The organism is Sorangiineae bacterium MSr11367 (genome assembly GCA_037157805.1).
Classification (GTDB): Bacteria; Myxococcota_A; Polyangia; order Polyangiales; family Polyangiaceae; genus Pendulispora; species Pendulispora rubella.
The window spans coordinates 9,762,371-9,779,491 of record CP089983.1; the positions used below are offsets into that span (position 1 = coordinate 9,762,371).

Genomic DNA, 17,121 nt, shown 5'->3' on the forward strand with positions numbered 1-17,121 from the left:
TTCACCGAGGGAGGGCTTCGTCGGCGTACTGTGCGGCAAATTCGGCCGAGGGGGGAATCGGCTTGATGACGTCGATCATCACGCCATTCGGGTCGGCGGTGATGAAGTGGCGTTGGCCGAAGGGCTCGTCGCGAAGCGTACGCAGAATGGGGAGGCCCGCCTGCTCGACGCGTGCATAGACCTCGTCGGGATCGTCGACTTCGAAGTTGAGCAGAAGGGCGGATTTGACCCGGCCTTCGGGCGGCACCGTCTCGTGATCGTATTGGACGATGCCCAGATTGACGTTGGCCGCGAAGGTGGAGCGCAAGTGCACGTACCACGCGCTCTCGAAGAGCGGCTCGAAGCCAAAGTGGGTGACGTAGAACGTCGCGGTTTTGGCCACGTCGTCGGTCAAGACTACGGGGTAGTACGAAGTGATTTTCATTGTAGGCTCCCTTCAAATAACATACATGCTGCCTGTATGCAAACGCGGGCGCGGCGAACCAACCAAGAGCGCACCGAGGCCACGAGAGGCGAACTCATCTCGGCCGCACGGCAGCTCTTCACCGAGCGAGGCTATGCCGACACGGGCACGCCCGACATCGTGGCGGCGGCACGCGTCACACGCGGGGCGCTTTACCACCACTTCCCCGACAAGAAGGCCTTGCTGCGCGCGGTGATCGAACAGGAGGCCAAAGAAGTCGCCGACGAGATCGAACGCGCCGCGCCGGAGTCACTCGCGACGCGCGAAGCGCTGCTGTCCGGTGCGGACGCGTACCTCGAGGCCATGGCGGTTGCGGGCCGCACGCGGCTTCTGCTCCTCGACGGCCCCGCGGTGCTCGGTCATGCGGAGATGGCCGCCATCGACAAAGAGCACGCCGAGCGGACCTTGCGGGAAGGCCTCGCCGCCGCCATTCGCGAAGGAGACATCGTCAAGGTTCCTCTGGACGCGCTCACCGGCCTGCTTTCCGCGGCCTTCGATCGCGCCGCCCTCGCCATCGACGCGGGCGGGAGCGCGCGGACCTACCGCACGGCCATCCGCGCGATCATCGAGGGGCTTCTCGTCCGGAGATGACGCCGAAACCGATGGCGAAGCCCATCGTGTAGCGGGCGTTGATCTCGCTGCGCGGTTGCAGTGCGATGGTACCTGCGCGATCGCGGTACGTGTACGCGTCGATGCCGAAGGGACCGAAGTAGCCTTCGCGCCCCAGCGCCTCCGCCACACGGGCCGCCTCCTCGGCGAGTCGCGCGGAGATGGTTCGCTCGGCTCGTGTCGGCTCGGGAATGCAGTCCGTGGCGACCCAGCTTCCGTGCGCATCACAGCGTTGCTTGACCAATACGCCCAGGGCATGCGTCCCCTCTTGATCGAGCATGCCGTGGATCGCGTACTCGTCCACGATGGAGACGTTGGGCTCGATTTGCACGCCGCCCTCGGCGAGGCCCGCGCGAACGAAGGCGAGATCCGCCTCGGACGCGGCACCGGCGTCGACGGGCCTTTGGCCACGGCCCGTCATGCCGAACGCGCGCTTGATGCGCCATCCGCGGCCGACGGCGGGCGACGCGGCCAGCATCGCGCGCGCTTCGTCGAGCGATGTGACGAACCGTCCCGATGGAAGGGTGGCCCCCATCGCCGACGCGAAGGCGCGCGAGTTCACGCGACGGAGAACCTCCACGGGCGGATGCGGCTCGGGAACCGCACCCGCGGCCGTGAAGATCTTGCACGCGCGGGGCGTCGGACAGAAGGCGCGCCCTGGAAGGCCGCGCGCGTTTCGACCCTCGACGAGAACGTCGTTCGGACCGAGCAACACGGCCGCGAGCCGCGCAACCATCGGTTGCATCGCCGCGAGCACCGACTTTTTCGGCGAGTAGCCTCCCGGCCGCGGCGTGGCGAGCTCCAGATCCGCGTCGAGGTTCAGGACCCAGGCAATGCGGGCTGCCATGCGTCGAGTTCGTCCAAAAAAGGTTCGGGTTGCCCCGCGCGGCGGCGTGCCTCGCGGTGCAACGGTTTGCCGCGCATGAGAAGCGGCGTTAGCGGCGGAGGAAGGGAACGACACCACGTTTCGAAGGAAAGCCCGGCGCGAAAGAACTCGAACCAGCGCACGCCAAATCGCACGTGGGCGATTTCCTCGCGACCGATGATCTCCTGCACGCGAGCGCCCTCTTCGTCGCCCGCCTCGCGAAACATGGCCGCGTAGCGCGCGGTGTGCTCCAGATTGGCGCTTTCGACGCCGAGCCCCATCACCGCGACGAAGGCCGCGGGATCCACCGAGCCCGGAATGCGCTCCCAGAACCAATCGCGCACCCCGAAGTCTCCATAGGTGTGGCCAAGACGCGCCAGCTCCTGCTGGTAAAGGCGCATATGCCGCATTTCATCCTGCGCGATGCGCAGAAGGCCCGCGCGAAAGGCCTCGGGCGTGTCGGGGAACGCGAGGACGGCCCACGCCATCAACTCGGCGGCTTGCAGCTCGTGATGAAGGAAGGTGTGCAACGCTCGCGCCCGCCCGCTCGGTGCGGACATGCCACGCGTTTTCTCCGCCTTGCGCACGATGCGAAGCTGCGAAGGCCTGCCCGGTGCGAGAAGCCGTCGTGCGGGCGGGGCGACCTCCCAGCGTGCGGGCACGGGACCTGGCTCGAACTTCTGCGCCATGCTGTCGCACTGGACGTAGTCCCATGCCCAGCGCTCGATCGTCCCGGCCTCAGGCTCCTTCATTCGCGGGACATGTTGCCAGAAATCGTCGGAGCGCGCCCAGCTTGAGCACTCACGTCGACGCAGTGCCGCTTCGTGGCCGCTTCACCGGCCGCTCGTTGCCGTCGCCTCGCGCATCGTTTGCGCGAGTGCTTCCGCATCCGCACAGATGAGCGCCCCATTGGGGCGAGCGCGCGCGGGCCATGGAAGCCTACAGCGAAAGCACCGCTCGATGATGTGCTTCGGGTCCCGAACTTGCTCGGGACCAAAGTCTCTCGGGATCGTTCCAACGCCGCGGTGACGGCGTCAGTCGTGCGCATCCAGAATACCGATTTAACCGGGGGGTTGAGTCCAATGAATCATGTCCAAAATCGATCGTTCGAATCCATCGTCAGACGCTTTCAATCGCACGTCGCGAAGCATCCCGAACACGTTGCTCTTCGATACTTGGTGACCGGCGACCACGATGGTCCGTCACGCACGTGGGATTACGCCACGCTGGATGAACGTGCGCGCACCATCGCCGCACGACTCGGTGACCGGCGTGGCGATTCGCAACCCGTGTTGCTGCTCTATCCAACGGGGCTCGAATTCGCGGCCGCCCTGCTCGCGTGCTTCTACGCGGGCGTTCCCGCCGTGGCGACGGGCGCGCCCGATCCGGCTCGTCTCAAGCGACTCCTCCCTCGCTTGGTCAGTATCGTCCAAGACAGTGGCGCGCGAATGGTGTTGACGGACGACGCCACGGCGTTGGCAGCCAGGGCGCTTCTCGCCGACGCTCCCGAGTTCGTCGACCTTGACTGGGTGGCCACGGACGATTTGCAGTGGGCGTCGTTCCATCGCATGGCAACACTTTCTTCGGAGTCGCTTGCGCTGTTGCAGTACACGTCGGGATCGACGGGCACGCCGAAGGGCGTGATGGTCACGCACGGAAACATCGTGGCGCAAGCCATGGCGCTCGAGAAAGCCTACCTGCACAGCATGCCCGCACGCTGGGTCGGCTGGCTGCCGCTCTTTCACGACATGGGCCTGATGGCCAATCTTTTACAGAGCTGGTGGACCGGCGGAGAGCTCACGCTCATGTCGCCCGAGGCGTTTCTGCAGCGACCCATGCGGTGGCTTCGCGCCATCTCGGCCTTTCGCGCCACGCGCAGCGGCGGCCCCAATTTCGCATTTGCGCTGTGTGCGCAAAAAGCCAAGTCCGAAGACCTCACCGGCCTGGACCTGTCGTCCCTCGCCTGCATGATCACCGGCGCCGAGCCCGTGCGTGCGCCCTCGCTGGAGGCCTTCGCCCAGGCGTTCGAGTCCTTTGGTTTTCGGAAAGAAACCTTCGCACCATGTTATGGCAGCGCCGAGGGCACGCTCTTCATTACCGGCCCCGATGCCAATGTGCGGCCTCAGGAAGGACGCTTTCGCGCACACGATCTCGAGATCGATCACAGGGCGAGTCGCGCGCGACCCGGGGACAGCAGTGCCATATCGCTCATGGCATGTGGCGTTCCACACCACGGGCTGACCACGGTGCGGGTGGTGGATCCAAATACCCACCGCGAGATGCCCGAAGGCCAAGTAGGAGAAATTTGGTTGAGGGGATTGACGATCTCACCCGGCTATTGGCATAGGCCCGAGCTGACGGAGACGAGCTTTGGCGGGCGGCTCGACGGCGATGACGCCGAGGCCTATTTCCGCACGGGCGATCTCGGCTTCTGGCTCGATGGTCAGCTTTATCCATGCACGCGCATCTCGGATCTCGTCGTGCTCCACGGACGATACCTCTTCCCGCACGATCTGGAGGAGTCCCTCGAGCGAGCACACCCTGCGATCCGTCCCGGGTGCACTGCGGCGTTCACGATCCACTCGGAAGAGCACGGCGACGGACTGGCCGTGGTCGCCGAGCTGGACCCTGCGCGCATGGCCGGCGATGGCATGGATTGCACACACGACATGGTGGCAAGCGAGATCCGGCGTGCACTCGCGCTGGAACACCAGGTGAGACCCGACGTGCTGGTGTTCATCGAACCGCGCACACTTCCGAAAACGAGCAGCGGCAAAGTACAGCGTGAACAATGCCGTGCCGATCTGCTGGCCAAGCGTCTGCGCGAAATCCATCGCGAGGATGCACTCTCGGCACCGGATTCCACGGTATCGGGAAAGCCGGCAGCTCATCGCGCCGTGGCATGATATCGAAATAGCGCCGCAGCCTGCGGTGGAGCTTTGGTGGTCATGCCAGTGACCTGGATCCACCACAAGGCCATCTGACGGGCTGCATCCAGCGGTTGCCGAAAGCTGCAGCTCTCGCATACAGGCACCGAGGAACGGCTATTGAAATAGATTAATTCGATGTCCTCCTCGCCAGCATCCATGAGGTAAATTCTGATTGCTGGGGAGGTCTTCGATGATGACTGCAGGGAGGGAAACGGACTCCGACGACTCGGAGCAGGGGTCCGCTACATTCGGAAAGTATCAGCTCTTTGCGAAGCTCGGCAGCGGCGGCATGGCGGAGGTTTTTCTCGCAGTAGCCCGCGGCCCGATGGGTTTCAACAAACTCACGGTCATCAAGCGGCTGCGCGCATCGGTCTCCGAACAGGGTCACGTGGTGGACATGTTTCTGAACGAGGCGCGCCTGGCCGCGCGGCTCGCGCACCCGAACATCGTTCACACGTACGAGGTCGGAGAACACGAGGGCACGTACTTCATCGCCATGGAGTACCTCGAGGGACAGTCGCTCAATCGCGTGGCGCACGCCAATGAGATCCATCACCAGATTTCGTCCGTGATGTGGGCGCGCATCATCGCCGACGCGCTGAGCGGCCTTCACAATGCGCACGAGCTGCGCGATTACGACGGTGCGCCGTTCGATCTGGTTCATCGTGACATCTCGCCGCAGAATATTTTTCTCACGTACACCGGCGAGACGAAGATCGTCGACTTCGGCATTGCGAAGGCGGTCAATACCGAACAGACGGAGGCCGGTGTTCTCAAGGGCAAGGTCCGATACATGGCGCCCGAGCAAGCCCTGGGCAGGGTGGATCGGCGCTCGGATCTCTTCTCCATGGGCATCGTGCTCTGGGAGATGCTCGCCCAGAGGCGGTTGTTCGAGGACCAACCCGCCAAGATCCTGACGGACCTGGTGCGGCGCGACCCGATCATGCGCCTTTCGTCCGTGTGCCCCGACATCGATCCCATGTTGGACGGGATCGTAGCCAAGGCCTTGGAGAAAGATGCGTCCAAGCGATACCAAACCGCAGCGGAGATGCGGGAAGCGCTGGAGGCGTACATCCGGCGTACGGGGGAGGTCATCCGCGAGGTGACCATCGAGCGCGCCATGATGGCGATGTTCCAAGAGCGCAAGGAGGCGATCGCCAAGCAGGTGTACACCTTCATGGCGGCGGTGTTGCCGCCCGACGGGGATATCTCGTCGGTGGCGAACGCGCACTCCGAGACGGACATGGGTTCGCCGGGGACGCACTCGCAATTCAAGCGGCAGTCCGGGGTGACCCGATTGCACGACGGCACCGCACGCACCCCCGTGCAAGAGGTGACCACGCTCACCGATGCCGGATCGAAAAGCTCGGTGGAGATCTCCGTGTCGCGCGGCTTTCGTGCGGCGTTGGTCACCATCGGCCTTTTGCTCGCCGCATGCGTGGGGCTCCTCCTCATATTGGTCGGCGGGCGCGAGATGCTCCGGACCAACAATGTGGTGCACGAAGCTCCATCGCCCCCACCGGTTGCGCAGCCTGCAGCGCAGGCGAAGATCATCGTGCCGGTCTCGCTGACCACCGACCCAGCCGGTGCCATCGTCGATTGGAATGGCTCACCCGTCGGCCGCACACCCGCGCGCATCGATCTGCCGCCGGGCCGGCAGACCTTGATCGTGACCAAAGACGGATACGTCCCAGCGACCCTGGTGGTCGATCTGGAGTCGGGGTCCACGGATGTCACGCGGCAGCTCACCTTGGTGCCAACGGCGAAGCCTACGCCGGCGGTCGTGAACAATCCGCCGCCGCCGGCGCGCGCCCGAAGTGCTGCGCGTCAGGTTCCCAACGGGGGGCAAGTCACCGCCTCGGCAACGGCGCCGCCTCCCCCCAGCGCGACGCAAATTCCAAGCAGCAAGGTGAAGGTTCTCGAGGACGACGATCCGAAAACCAAGGTGCTCGAATAGGGCATAGGTCGGTACGTACGAGGCAAGAGCGCAATCGAATCTCGCGGAAAGGAAAAATGGACATGGCGAAGTTGCATTCGGCCTTCTTTGCTCTCTGTGTGGCACTTACCGCACCGACCGTCGCATTCGCCGCCGACGGACCGGGTACTCCCACCCCCGACAAGCAAAAAACTGCCGACGAGTGGGCGGACGAAGCATTCGCGCTGGTCGCGAAAGGCGAATACCCCAAAGCCATTGCGGCTTATCAGAGAGCTTATCAAATTTCGGCAGACGGCCGAAACCTCTACAACATCGCAAATATCTACGACCGCAAGCTCCACGAACGGGAGGTCGCCGCCGACTATTACCGGCGCTACTTGCACCTACCGCAAACGGAACCTGACCTCACCAAAAGGGCCACCGAGCGGCTCGCCGCATTGAAGGAAGAAGAAGAGTCCATTCGCAAAAATGCCGCCGCCTCCCCGCCGAACGGATCGTCCTCGCAAGGCGGCTCGATCGTGGTGACGCCGGCGAACCGCGCGTCGGCCTCGCCCGCCGAACGACCCGATACGACACGCTCCACCATGCAGATCGGCGGAATCGTCGCCGGAGGAACCGGCCTCGCGCTGCTCGGCGCGGGCGCCATCTTCGGGATGATGGCCAAATCGAAGAACGACGATGCGTCGAAACTCTGCAATGGCAGCGCGTGCAACGACAACCAGGCCCTGAGCCTGACCGACGACGCGCGCCGCTTCGCCACCCTCTCCACCATTGGATTCGTTGCCGGAGGGGTCGCCGTCGCCGGTGGCTTGCTCCTCTACTTCCTCGCACCGGACAACAAGCGGTCGGCCGCGTTGCAGATCACACCCAAGGTCGGGCCTCAAATGGCCGGCATCACGCTCGGGGGAGCTTGGCGATGATACGACGCATCAAGTGGAGCATGGCAGCACTCTCCTGCGCGTGCGGCATGCTGGCGTGCGCGGACATCTTGGACATTCCCTCTGACCGCTACGTCTCCGCCTCGACGGCGGACGGTGGAGACGCGGGCGATGGCCGCTGCGTCGGCAATATCGAGGTGCGCATCATCATCGACGTGACCGGCCCGACGAAGACGCTGGGCGCGCCCTACCTGGCCGGCGAGCAAGATTACTTCCGCGAGCTGAACGAAAATGGTGGCATCAAGGGTTGCCATATCAACTTCGTGTCCACCGACTATGGATACAAAGCCGACAATGCGCAGCAGGTCTACGAAGGGTGGAAGGCCGATCCCACGTGGCCGCAGGTGGTCGCCATTTTGGGGTACGGCACGCCGGACACCTTGGGTCTCGCCGACAAAGTCGCCGCCGACAAGAAACCGCTGCTCGGCGGGCAGCACGCTTCCCTCGCCTCCCCCGACGCGGTGAGCATCGACGTGACGGTGCCGGAGATCGGCCAAAATTTCGCACGCAACACGCTGCGAACGCACTTTGCGACCAACGGCTATCCGTACAACTTCTTCGCCTTCACGGATTATTCGACGGGCGCCCGCATTGCGATGTTCCACATCAAGACATTGGGCGGAAAGCGGGTCGGCTTCTTCGTGTGCGACGATCCCTATTGCACCGGCCCCGCGCAGGCAGGCCGGGTTCATGCCGAAAGCCTTGGCCTCGACATCGGTCGCGTCCTCCCGCTGCAGCAGAGCGGGCAAGATCAAGCCGCGTACGATGCCGCGGTGTTGCAATATTTCAAGGACGAGCAGGCGCACAAGAAGAACGACGACCCCAGCTACAACATCGTCGATTGGGTGTGGGGCGGCAATACCACGACGACGAGCGTGCAAATGGCCATTGCCCTGTCGCGGATGAAATCGGCGCTCGCAGGAACGACCCCGCCGATCCCCGACGTGCAGCTCATTTTGAACAACAACGGCTTCAGCGAGGACATGTACACGATTTGTGGGGTGCCGTGCGTCAACGCCGTGCACGGCATCGTGCCCTATACGCCCTATGGAGATTCGAGCCGCGGCTCGAGCGAAATGACCAGGGTCATGGAGCTGCACGACAAGTGGCGGCAGATCGATGCGGCCCAATCGGGCGCGGCGGCCTCTTCGTACAAGAATGTGCGCTACGTGCAGGGCTACATCAACGCCATGCTCTTCCGATTGGGCGTCGAGGCGGTGGTCAGCCAACGAAAACCGGTGACGGGCGAAAACTTGAGAGCCGCCCTCGAGACATTCCGCAACATCGACATGGGGGGACTCACGGACCGATTGTCCTATGGCGAAAAGGACCATCGGCCCCAGTCCACCGAGGCGATTTACAAAATCGGAACGGACGGCAAGCTGGTTCGCGAGCCGCCCGACCGCACCATCTCCCTGGAGAGTTCTTGGCTAGGCTGGTGAAAACCTAATTGAAGTAGTTCGTCACGGCGGTGTCGATGCGGGAGAGGAGTTCGTCCGTCAGGACGGCATCGTCTCCGCTCAAGCCCGGGCGCGCGGCCTGAATGGTCGCGCGCGCGTCGACGAGCGCGCTGAGCGCCGCCGTGAGTTGCAGCTTCTTCAGGACGGCCACCGCCGTGCGGCGTGTGGGGTACGAGCGAATCGAATCGACATTGACGAGGTTTGCCTTCAACTCGGCAATGATCAGCGGGGTGACCTGCGCATCGAACGGCGGGTCGGCGAGGAAGGCGCCGCCATTGCGCGTATCCCCGCGGAGCGAGGCTGCATCCAGGTAAAGACGCGAGAAGAGAAGGCTCGTCGCCTGATCCACACGCGCAGCGTACCCCGGAATGGTGGCGACCTTGGTGGGGTCGGCGGGGACCTTGAGCGGCCCGAGGGCGACGTTCCACGCTTGCAGGTGCTGCGCAGCCGTCCCACCGCGGATCCATTTGAGGAGCCGGTTCAGAATGTTGCCCGGCGGCGCGCCCACGGAGCCGCTGAGGAAGCCGTTCAACGCCGTGTTGTAGCCGGGCGTCGCGTCATCGGCGAGCGGGTTTGCCCCGAAGTCGAACCGCGAGCACTCGGGATCGACGAGCACGTCGGGGTCCGTGCAGAACCGCTGCGTGGGCGCTTCGTTCGAGAGCCCGTACAGGTATTTGATGGCCGCGTAGTCGTAGGGCAGCGGGTCGCCGATCCGCGCGCGATCCTGGGTCAGGTTGTAATCCATCACCGTCGACGAGATGGGCTCGAGCGAACCTTTGAAGTTGTGACGCAGGCCCAAGGTGTGGCCGATCTCGTGCGAAATCACGTGCGAGATGTACGCCTCGAACTTCTGCTTCTTGGTGAGCGGCGGCAGCGCCCCCGCGGCCTGCTCGGCCTCCTGCAGCTCCGCAGCCGTGGGGGCCCAGAGCACGCACGACGGATCGCTGCGGAAATCGCCCCACGAGAGCCCGGGGATGGGCGCATGCGCGGGCGACCCAATGTCCAGCCGCGGGGCGACCGGACCGGGTGCGGGCGGATCGTCGAAGAACGCGCTGAGGGAGGTCAGCCAAACGCCGTTGAAGTACACGCTCGCACCGCGGATTTCGCCGGTGTTCGGATTGGATCGCCAATCGGCAAAGGCGAATCCGTACGTGGGGTCGGCGTCGAAGACGAGGTAGTTCTTGTCGTCGTCGGCAAACGAATCGTCGGCGCTGGCCACCTTGGCCTCGAGCGCCTTGAAGCCGAACACCTGGTTCCATCCCTCGACACCGTGTTTGACGGCCCCCAGGATGTCGTACGGCGCGTAAACCGGATTGTCCTTCAACTTGAGGAAGTGATTGGACAGGAGCCAGGTGATCGGCTTTCCACCGGGGTGAATGTTCCATTTCACCGGCGTTTGCGACGTGGTCCCCGTGTTTTTGACGGAGTGCCGATCGCTACGGAAATAGAATTCCTTCGCGGGAAGCGGCGAAGCCACGTAATCCGGGCTCTCTTGGTAGCGGCGGAGCGAAAGCCCCAAGGTGCCCGACGCCTTGAACCGATTCGGTTCGAGCCCGCCGCTGGCGTTCAGCGCCACGTCGTCGCTGAAGCCCGTGAACACCTCCTCGAAGGTAACGCCGTCCGAAAGCTTGCGGAACTTCTGCAAAAACGCCAAATCGATCTGGAAATGCGCGGGCTGAGAGCCCTGGCCGAATGCGTCCGACAGCACGCCAAAGCGGTTCAAGCCTGCGGCGGGATCGAAAAGAACGTAATTGTGCGAGCCAGCGAGCTCATCGAAGCTATTCGACTTTACGATGGGGTACGCCTCGACGATCAACGATGGGTCGAATGTATCGCTGGTGGCGTAATTGTTCGATGCATCGAAGACGAAGAGCTTTCCGTTTTGCTCCCGGAAGGTGACCACACGCACACCGAGTGACGCGGCGGCGAAGGCACCGACGGTACCGGGAAAGTAATCTTTGACGTAGGCCGTAAGGAAATACCGCTGCCCGAGCTCCTTCCGGTTGATGGCCACGTAAAAGGAACGCGGCGTGTCGGTGCTCGGCACCGACTGCGTCATAAGCCCCTGCGCCGCCGCGGGCAGCGGCCGATCTATGGCAACGAATGCGTCGCCCTGCGAGAGCTCATTGGATTCTGTGATCGAAGAATCGGTCGTTTGCGCGCATCCGGCGGCAACGACGACGGCTGGCGCTACGAGCGCCAGCGACAAATGGACCCCACGGAACGTTCGAGCGAGCGACATCGCGAACACCCTCCACTCCCCCCAGGATGCAGCGAATTAGCCGTGCGTGAACGTTTCTGCAAGTTAAAGTTCAACAAAACGAACAATACGTCTGCTATACTAGACACACTTTGGAACGATGCTGGTTCGTTAGTGCGGCGACGAACGTCCCCTTAGCAAAGTCATTTCATTTTAAGTGGAGGGCGGCAAAGGCGGCGGACGCAATGGCACGGGAGATGATTGCACTATCGATGTTGTGGTTTGGCCATGGGCCAGAAACCGATCGAGGATACGGTCCAGGTTCTCCAGTGCATCGATGTGGATCTTCATGATGAAGCAGTCCTCCCCCGTGATGCGGTGGCACTCGACGACCTGCGGCATCGAGCGTGCAAGGTCGGCCACCTTGGGAAGTTTTCCCGGTGCCGGCCGCACCCGCACGTAGATGGTAATGGGCAGTCCCAACGCCGCGGGGTCGAGCTCCAGGCGGTAGCCTTTGATGATGCCGGCGTCCTCCAGACGCTGAACGCGCTCCTTCACCGCCGGGGCGGACATGCCCACGCGCCGGGCGAGCTCCGAAACCGACATGCGCGGGTCGCCCTGCAGGAGCCGAAGAAGCTCCGCGTTGCAGGGATCGCGGGCCAGGTTCAAGGTTTTTAGGCTCAATCGAACTTCTCCTTTCAAAACGAAGGCAAAATCGCCGTTTCGCTTTCAGGGCATGATAGCGCGATCGGCGTGCGTGCACCAAAGTCCATGCCGTGAGTCGAAGAAGCATTCCTCCGCACGTTTTCTTTCTGTGCAGCGCGCTGTTTCATTACCTGGGGCCTGCGTTTGCCGTTCTCTTGTTCGCCCAGATCCATCCGCTCGGTGTGGCGTGGCTGCGCATTGCCAGCGCAGGCGCGGTCTTCGCGTTATGGCGGCGTCCCTGGCGTTTCGTAAATAGGACCATCGTCGCGCTGGGTGTCGTTCTGGCGGCCATGAACGTGTGCTTTTACCTGGCCATCTCCCGCCTTCCCTTGGGCACGGTGGGCGCGATCGAGTTTCTCGGTCCCATCGCGCTGGCCGCCGCCGGGGCGCGAACGCGGCGCAACCTGCTGGCCCTCGCGCTGGCCACGGCCGGCGTTTACGCGCTGACCCGCGTTCGGCTTGCCGGCGATCCCCTCGCCTACCTGTTCGCGTTCGCGAATTGCGCGCTCTTCGTGCTGTACGTGGTGCTCGGCCATCGCATCGCGGCGCGCAGCGGGATCGACCGACTGGGGGCAGCCATGCTCGTGGCCATGGTGGTCGCATTGCCGCTGGGGATCCGCGATGCGATGCCAGCCTTTCACAGTCCGACGTTGCTCGGCGCGGCCATCGGTGTGGGCATCTCGTCATCGGTCATCCCCTACGTGTGCGATCAACTGGCCATGGCGCGGCTTCCGCGGTCGACGTTTGCGCTGCTGCTCGCCTTGCTGCCTGCAACCGCAACGGTGGTGGGGCTGCTCGCATTGCAGCAGGTGCCCACGGCTCAGGACCTGACGGGGGTGGCATTGATCATCACCGGGGTGGCCCTACATCAATCCCTGCCACGGGAACAGGAGAATGCATGCAGTACGCACGAATTGGAACATCCGGTCTGAAGGTATCGCGCATCTCATTGGGCATGATGAGCTACGGCACCAAGAGCTCACGGGCATGGCACCTCGAGCTCGACGAGGCCGAACCCCTCGTGCGGCGCGCCGTGGAAGCCGGCGTGACGTTCTTCGACACCGCCGACATGTACTCGGATGGCGCCAGCGAGGAGATCACCGGGCGGCTTCTGCGCACGCTCTTTTCGCACCGCGACGACTACGTGCTGGCGACCAAAGTCTATTATCCCATGGGGCCGGGGCCCAATGACCGCGGGCTCTCGCGCAAGCACATTCTCTCGAGCATCGACGCATCGCTGCGGCGGCTGGGCACCGAATACGTCGACTTGTATCAAATCCACCGATGGGATGACGAGACGCCCATCGAAGAAACCATGGAGGCACTGCACGACGTGGTGCGCGCGGGCAAAGCGCGGTACATCGGCGCGTCGAGCATGTATGCGTGGCAATTCGCCAAAGCGCAATACACCGCCGATGCACACCGATGGACACGGTTCGTGTCGATGCAGAACCATTACAATTTGGCCTATCGCGAGGAGGAACGGGAGATGCTGCCGTTCTGCATCGACCAAGGCGTGGGGGCACTCCCATGGAGTCCACTGGCGCGGGGGCTGCTCGCGGGCGCGCGCTCGCGGGGCGGTGCCTTGCACACGGTGCGCGCCGGAAACGATCCTTATGCCAACGAACTGTACACGGAGGCGGATTTCGACGTGGTCGACGCTCTGTCGCGTGTGGCCGCGCAGCGCAACGTTCCCATGGCACGCGTTGCGCTGGCTTGGCTACTCGGAAAGAGCGGCGTGTGTGCCCCCATCGTGGGCGCGACCAAATTGCATCATATCGACGATGCGGTGGCGGCCGTGGAGCTCACCTTGACGCACGAGGAAGTTGCGCAGTTGGAGGCTCCGTATCGACCGCACACCGTGCGCGGTCATTCGTGATATTTTTGCATCAATCCCGTGAGCTCGCCAAACATGCTTCCCGCGCCGTCGAACGCGACGCCGCGCTCCGAGGTCGCGCGCTCGAAAAGCTGCTTCGCAAAGGCATAGGTCGCGAGCATCGGCCCGGCCCCAAGGCTCACACGCCGTACGCCCAGCGCGCGCAGCTCCTCGAGGGGCGCAAGGCGATCGCCGACGCCGCCCCACACGTTGAGCGGGCCGTGGATCCCCTTGGCCAGGGCCCCGATAGTGGCCGTATCGACGGGGCCGGGAACGAAGACGCAACGGGCGCCCGCCTCCAAATAGGCATTACCACGCCGGATGGCCTCCGCGGCGCGTTCTTCGGGTGAGCCGGTGCCCACGAAGAAGGTGTCGATTCGCGCATTGAGGACGAAGTTCGCGAGACCGGCATCGCGCGCCGCTCGGGCTCCGGCGCGGAGGCGCGCGACGGCGGATTCCAATTCGAACAACGCACCTTTGCGTGGATCGGTATCTTCGATGTTGCAACCCACGAGGCCGGCATCGATGGCCCCGCGAATCGAGGCGGCGACGTCTTCGGGCGCGGGGCCGTAGCCCGCCTCGAGATCGGCGGTCACCGGCACCGGCAAACGGCGCGCGATGCTGCCCGCGACCGCGAGCATGCGCGTACGGCCAATGCGTTCGCCGTCGGGGAAGCCATGCGCGAGCGCCACCCCCGCCGAGGTCGTTGCGACTGCGCCGAATCCGGCTTCGCACGCCAACACGGCGCTGGGCGCGTCCCAGGCATTGGGCAGAATGAAGCACCCCGCGTCGTGCATCTGTGAGAATCTGGCCGCTTTTTCTTCGATTGAGAGCTGCTTCATTCCGATCTCCTTGGTCGGCCACCATCGTAGGGACGCGCCCTGGACGGAACTTGGAAGATCTTGCGGTCGCGCGGAGCCCCCTCGAGGAACTCGCGAATTCGCGCGACGACGACGCCAGGCTCTTCCTCGAGGAGCCAATGGCCCGAGCCTGCCACGACGACCTCCTCGACGTCGGAGGCCACCTCACGCAATGTGGCCGCAACCCATGGCCCCAATCCGGTGACCCGCCCGTCGATCTCGGGCTGTGCGCCCATGGCGAGAACCTTCATGGTCAGCGCGTTGCGCGCAAGCACGGCGTTGTCGCGCGCATCTTGGGGAAAGGCAGCAAACTGTGTAAACGCGGCGCGCATCGCTCCCGGTGCGGCGTATTGCTCGGCATAGTATGCGCGCACCTCCCGGCGGATCTTCGAGGGGTCGGCGGCGTAATCCCAAAAGTGCTCCAGGTAGATGTGCTCGCGCCCCGCGACGAGGCGCTCGGCGACGGAGCCGCCGAAGTTCCAGTGCCAGAGCGCAGGCATCTTGCGAAGCGCCTCCCACGGGCCAATCCCGGGTAGCGGTGCGTCCATGATGACCAATCGATGTACGCTGCTGGGGTATCGCGCGGCGTAGGCATAGGCCACCATGCCGCCGAGGTCGTGCCCCACGACGGCAACGTCGTCGATGCCGAGCGCCTCGACGATGGCACGCACGTCGCCGGCTTGCGCCGCCTTCTCGTACCCCGCGGCAGCGCGCGAAGAGCGCCCGAGTCCGCGCAGGTCCGGTACGACGACGCGGTGGTCTCGGGCCAGATCGGCCGCGAGCGGTGCCCAGGCATTGCCGTTTTGTGCATGGCCGTGCAGAAGCACGACCGCGGGCCCCGCACCGCCGAACTGGACGAACAGCTCGGCGTCGTTCGCGGGAATGGTGCAATGTTCGAAATAGGATGGCAGCTTCGGTGTGTGCTCGTTCATGGCCCAGCGAATCTGGTGTCGGGCCACGCTTCGATCATGTGTCAGTTTCGACAAATATCATGCAAATATGGACATGGGCTACGGCGACGGCATGTAGAGGTACGCCGCACATTCCTCATCGCGAATGCTTTCACCTTGGAGGACGGGCTCCGCGCGGCCTTCGGTGTTGTAGATGCAGGATACACGCAAACGATCGCCGGCATCGAGGCGCAACGGTACGTCGTAGGTGAAGAGGCGCTGGCGGTAGAAGTCCCAATGATCGAAGTTGCCGACGCAGCTCGGGGATGCTCCGCGGAAGCGATCGAGCTGCATCGTACGGCCCAGCGAATGCATTCGGGGAGCCACACCGAAAACCGTGGAGGGCGCCGTCACCGTCATTTCGGCAGAAGACTCCGCGTACGTCTTGCCCGGCGCGAGCTGCATGGCGCGCGCCGCCAGCGGGAGGTAGGTTGCCTCGCGCACGTTATCGTCGAATTGCAGGTCGATGGCCGTGCGGCTCGACGCGTTCAGTCCAGCGTTCAGAACGTTGTAGTGGACTTGCGCCACCAATTTGCGGTGCGCCGCAAGTCGTATTCCCGTTCCCGCCGGGAAAATCTGCGCCGGGGTGGACCATGTCCAACTCGAAACGAGGGTCGCAGGATCCACCCGGGGCGAGCCGTAACAGGAGTACCCGGCCGCGGGATCGTCCTGGTCCAACTTGATAGCCTCGGCTTCTGCGGCGATGGTCTGCGGTGCAAACAGGGTGACCTGGGCGAGCATCTGCGGATTGCTGAATCGGACGCGAATCCCGGTGAGGAACCGGTCGCGATCGAGGTTCGGGTCCACGACGAAACATCGATACGACGTGGGGCCGAGCCCAGGTTTGTAGTCGAAACCAAGGTCCAAGCTGGCCTCGACGTGCGCAAGCTCGGGAACCGAATCGGGCTGCACATGCGCGCGCCCAACGGGATCGCCCTCGGGAGTCCCCCCCTCCGTCCACGCGACCAGCGTGGAGAGCTCGGCGTTGTCGAGCCAGAGCGCATCGCGCCAGGTGCGGCAAATGCCGGTATCGTCGGCGCCCCAAGGTGGCATCATCCTTCGTTGAACCGTATATTTGATCTTCGGCGCCGCCCCCACGACGCTCTCGTAGGTATCGAGCCGCGGCGGCGCAGAGGCGTCATCGCCCGCGTGGCAACGGATGCACCGCCGCGTCACGATCGGCGCGACATCGCGATGGTACGTGGGCGCCCGCTTGCAGCCAACCGATGAGACCACCGCGGCGACGACAACTGCGAAATACGCCAATCGGATTCGCGCAACGTTATCGAGCATGCTTGCTTCGATGGCGTTGCAGGCTCGGTGCCATCC

At 64.0% G+C, this 17,121-nt stretch carries 15 protein-coding genes; 7 read left to right on the top strand and 8 right to left on the bottom strand.

What is annotated here, in order from left to right; all coding sequences use genetic code 11:
- Position 1: 1 nt before the first annotated feature.
- Positions 2–424, bottom strand: a complete 423-nt coding sequence (locus LVJ94_37595; protein WXB02618.1) for a VOC family protein — start codon at positions 422–424, stop codon at positions 2–4.
- Between the two features lie 36 nt (positions 425–460).
- Between LVJ94_37595 and LVJ94_37600 the strand changes: the two genes are divergently transcribed.
- A complete protein-coding gene (locus tag LVJ94_37600; GenBank protein ID WXB02619.1) occupies positions 461–1,054 on the top strand; it encodes a TetR family transcriptional regulator in 594 nt (197 codons plus the stop codon).
- Here the strand turns inward: LVJ94_37600 and LVJ94_37605 are convergent.
- Positions 1,026–1,919, bottom strand: a complete 894-nt coding sequence (locus LVJ94_37605) for a hypothetical protein (protein WXB02620.1) — start codon at positions 1,917–1,919, stop codon at positions 1,026–1,028. The genes LVJ94_37600 and LVJ94_37605 overlap by 29 nt on opposite strands.
- Positions 1,892–2,689: a ferritin-like domain-containing protein gene (locus tag LVJ94_37610; GenBank protein ID WXB02621.1), complete on the bottom strand. Its 798-nt coding sequence runs from the start codon at positions 2,687–2,689 to the stop codon at positions 1,892–1,894. The genes LVJ94_37605 and LVJ94_37610 overlap by 28 nt, the downstream gene beginning before the upstream one ends.
- Before the next feature lie 330 nt (positions 2,690–3,019).
- Between LVJ94_37610 and LVJ94_37615 the strand changes: the two genes are divergently transcribed.
- The 4 genes from LVJ94_37615 (at position 3,020) to LVJ94_37630 (ending at position 9,183) form a co-directional block, all read left to right on the top strand.
- The gene (locus LVJ94_37615) at positions 3,020–4,843 is read left to right on the top strand and encodes a fatty acyl-AMP ligase (protein ID WXB02622.1); all 1,824 of its coding nucleotides are present in this window, start codon (positions 3,020–3,022) and stop codon (positions 4,841–4,843) included.
- Between the two features lie 214 nt (positions 4,844–5,057).
- Positions 5,058–6,824: a protein kinase gene (locus tag LVJ94_37620; GenBank protein WXB02623.1), complete on the top strand. Its 1,767-nt coding sequence runs from the start codon at positions 5,058–5,060 to the stop codon at positions 6,822–6,824.
- A gap of 62 nt (positions 6,825–6,886) precedes the next feature.
- Positions 6,887–7,723, top strand: coding sequence for a hypothetical protein (locus LVJ94_37625; GenBank protein WXB02624.1), 837 nt, complete (start codon positions 6,887–6,889; stop codon positions 7,721–7,723).
- Complete coding sequence (locus LVJ94_37630; protein ID WXB02625.1) at positions 7,720–9,183, top strand: ABC transporter substrate-binding protein; 1,464 nt, start codon at positions 7,720–7,722, stop codon at positions 9,181–9,183. Before LVJ94_37625 ends, LVJ94_37630 begins: the two co-directional genes overlap by 4 nt.
- Positions 9,184–9,187: 4 nt before the next feature.
- Here the strand turns inward: LVJ94_37630 and LVJ94_37635 are convergent, their stop codons facing one another.
- The gene (locus LVJ94_37635; GenBank protein ID WXB02626.1) at positions 9,188–11,443 is read right to left on the bottom strand and encodes a zinc-dependent metalloprotease; all 2,256 of its coding nucleotides are present in this window, start codon (positions 11,441–11,443) and stop codon (positions 9,188–9,190) included.
- Between the two features lie 171 nt (positions 11,444–11,614).
- Positions 11,615–12,085 (bottom strand): Lrp/AsnC family transcriptional regulator, encoded by a 471-nt coding sequence (locus LVJ94_37640; protein ID WXB02627.1) that lies wholly within the window; start codon positions 12,083–12,085, stop codon positions 11,615–11,617.
- Between the two features lie 92 nt (positions 12,086–12,177).
- On the opposite strand from LVJ94_37640, the gene LVJ94_37645 reads away from it, so the two are divergent.
- Positions 12,178–13,038: an EamA family transporter gene (locus tag LVJ94_37645; protein WXB02628.1), complete on the top strand. Its 861-nt coding sequence runs from the start codon at positions 12,178–12,180 to the stop codon at positions 13,036–13,038.
- On the top strand, positions 13,005–13,985 hold the full coding sequence (locus LVJ94_37650) for an aldo/keto reductase (GenBank protein ID WXB02629.1): 981 nt from the start codon (positions 13,005–13,007) through the stop codon (positions 13,983–13,985). Before LVJ94_37645 ends, LVJ94_37650 begins: the two co-directional genes overlap by 34 nt.
- Here LVJ94_37650 and LVJ94_37655 read toward each other — a convergent pair.
- The 3 genes from LVJ94_37655 to LVJ94_37665 are packed head-to-tail and all read right to left on the bottom strand — an operon-like array spanning position 13,976 to position 17,085.
- On the bottom strand, positions 13,976–14,824 hold the full coding sequence (locus LVJ94_37655) for an isocitrate lyase/phosphoenolpyruvate mutase family protein (protein ID WXB02630.1): 849 nt from the start codon (positions 14,822–14,824) through the stop codon (positions 13,976–13,978). The two genes, LVJ94_37650 and LVJ94_37655, sit on opposite strands and share 10 nt — an antisense overlap.
- On the bottom strand, positions 14,821–15,801 hold the full coding sequence (locus tag LVJ94_37660) for an alpha/beta hydrolase (GenBank protein WXB02631.1): 981 nt from the start codon (positions 15,799–15,801) through the stop codon (positions 14,821–14,823). The genes LVJ94_37655 and LVJ94_37660 overlap by 4 nt, the downstream gene beginning before the upstream one ends.
- Positions 15,802–15,852: 51 nt before the next feature.
- The gene (locus LVJ94_37665; GenBank protein ID WXB02632.1) at positions 15,853–17,085 is read right to left on the bottom strand and encodes a hypothetical protein; all 1,233 of its coding nucleotides are present in this window, start codon (positions 17,083–17,085) and stop codon (positions 15,853–15,855) included.
- Positions 17,086–17,121 lie beyond the last annotated feature (36 nt).

Bases quoted from the DNA above. Each gene is read 5' to 3' on its own strand.
- LVJ94_37595 (WXB02618.1), bottom strand. From the start codon at position 424: ATGAAAATCACTTCGTACTACCCCGTAGTCTTGACCGACGACGTGGCC.
- LVJ94_37600 (WXB02619.1), top strand. From the start codon at position 461: ATGCAAACGCGGGCGCGGCGAACCAACCAAGAGCGCACCGAGGCCACG.
- LVJ94_37605 (WXB02620.1), bottom strand. From the start codon at position 1,919: ATGGCAGCCCGCATTGCCTGGGTCCTGAACCTCGACGCGGATCTGGAG.
- LVJ94_37610 (WXB02621.1), bottom strand. From the start codon at position 2,689: ATGAAGGAGCCTGAGGCCGGGACGATCGAGCGCTGGGCATGGGACTAC.
- LVJ94_37615 (WXB02622.1), top strand. From the start codon at position 3,020: ATGAATCATGTCCAAAATCGATCGTTCGAATCCATCGTCAGACGCTTT.
- LVJ94_37620 (WXB02623.1), top strand. From the start codon at position 5,058: ATGATGACTGCAGGGAGGGAAACGGACTCCGACGACTCGGAGCAGGGG.
- LVJ94_37625 (WXB02624.1), top strand. From the start codon at position 6,887: ATGGCGAAGTTGCATTCGGCCTTCTTTGCTCTCTGTGTGGCACTTACC.
- LVJ94_37630 (WXB02625.1), top strand. From the start codon at position 7,720: ATGATACGACGCATCAAGTGGAGCATGGCAGCACTCTCCTGCGCGTGC.
- LVJ94_37635 (WXB02626.1), bottom strand. From the start codon at position 11,443: ATGTCGCTCGCTCGAACGTTCCGTGGGGTCCATTTGTCGCTGGCGCTC.
- LVJ94_37650 (WXB02629.1), top strand. From the start codon at position 13,005: ATGCAGTACGCACGAATTGGAACATCCGGTCTGAAGGTATCGCGCATC.
- LVJ94_37655 (WXB02630.1), bottom strand. From the start codon at position 14,824: ATGAAGCAGCTCTCAATCGAAGAAAAAGCGGCCAGATTCTCACAGATG.
- LVJ94_37665 (WXB02632.1), bottom strand. From the start codon at position 17,085: ATGCTCGATAACGTTGCGCGAATCCGATTGGCGTATTTCGCAGTTGTC.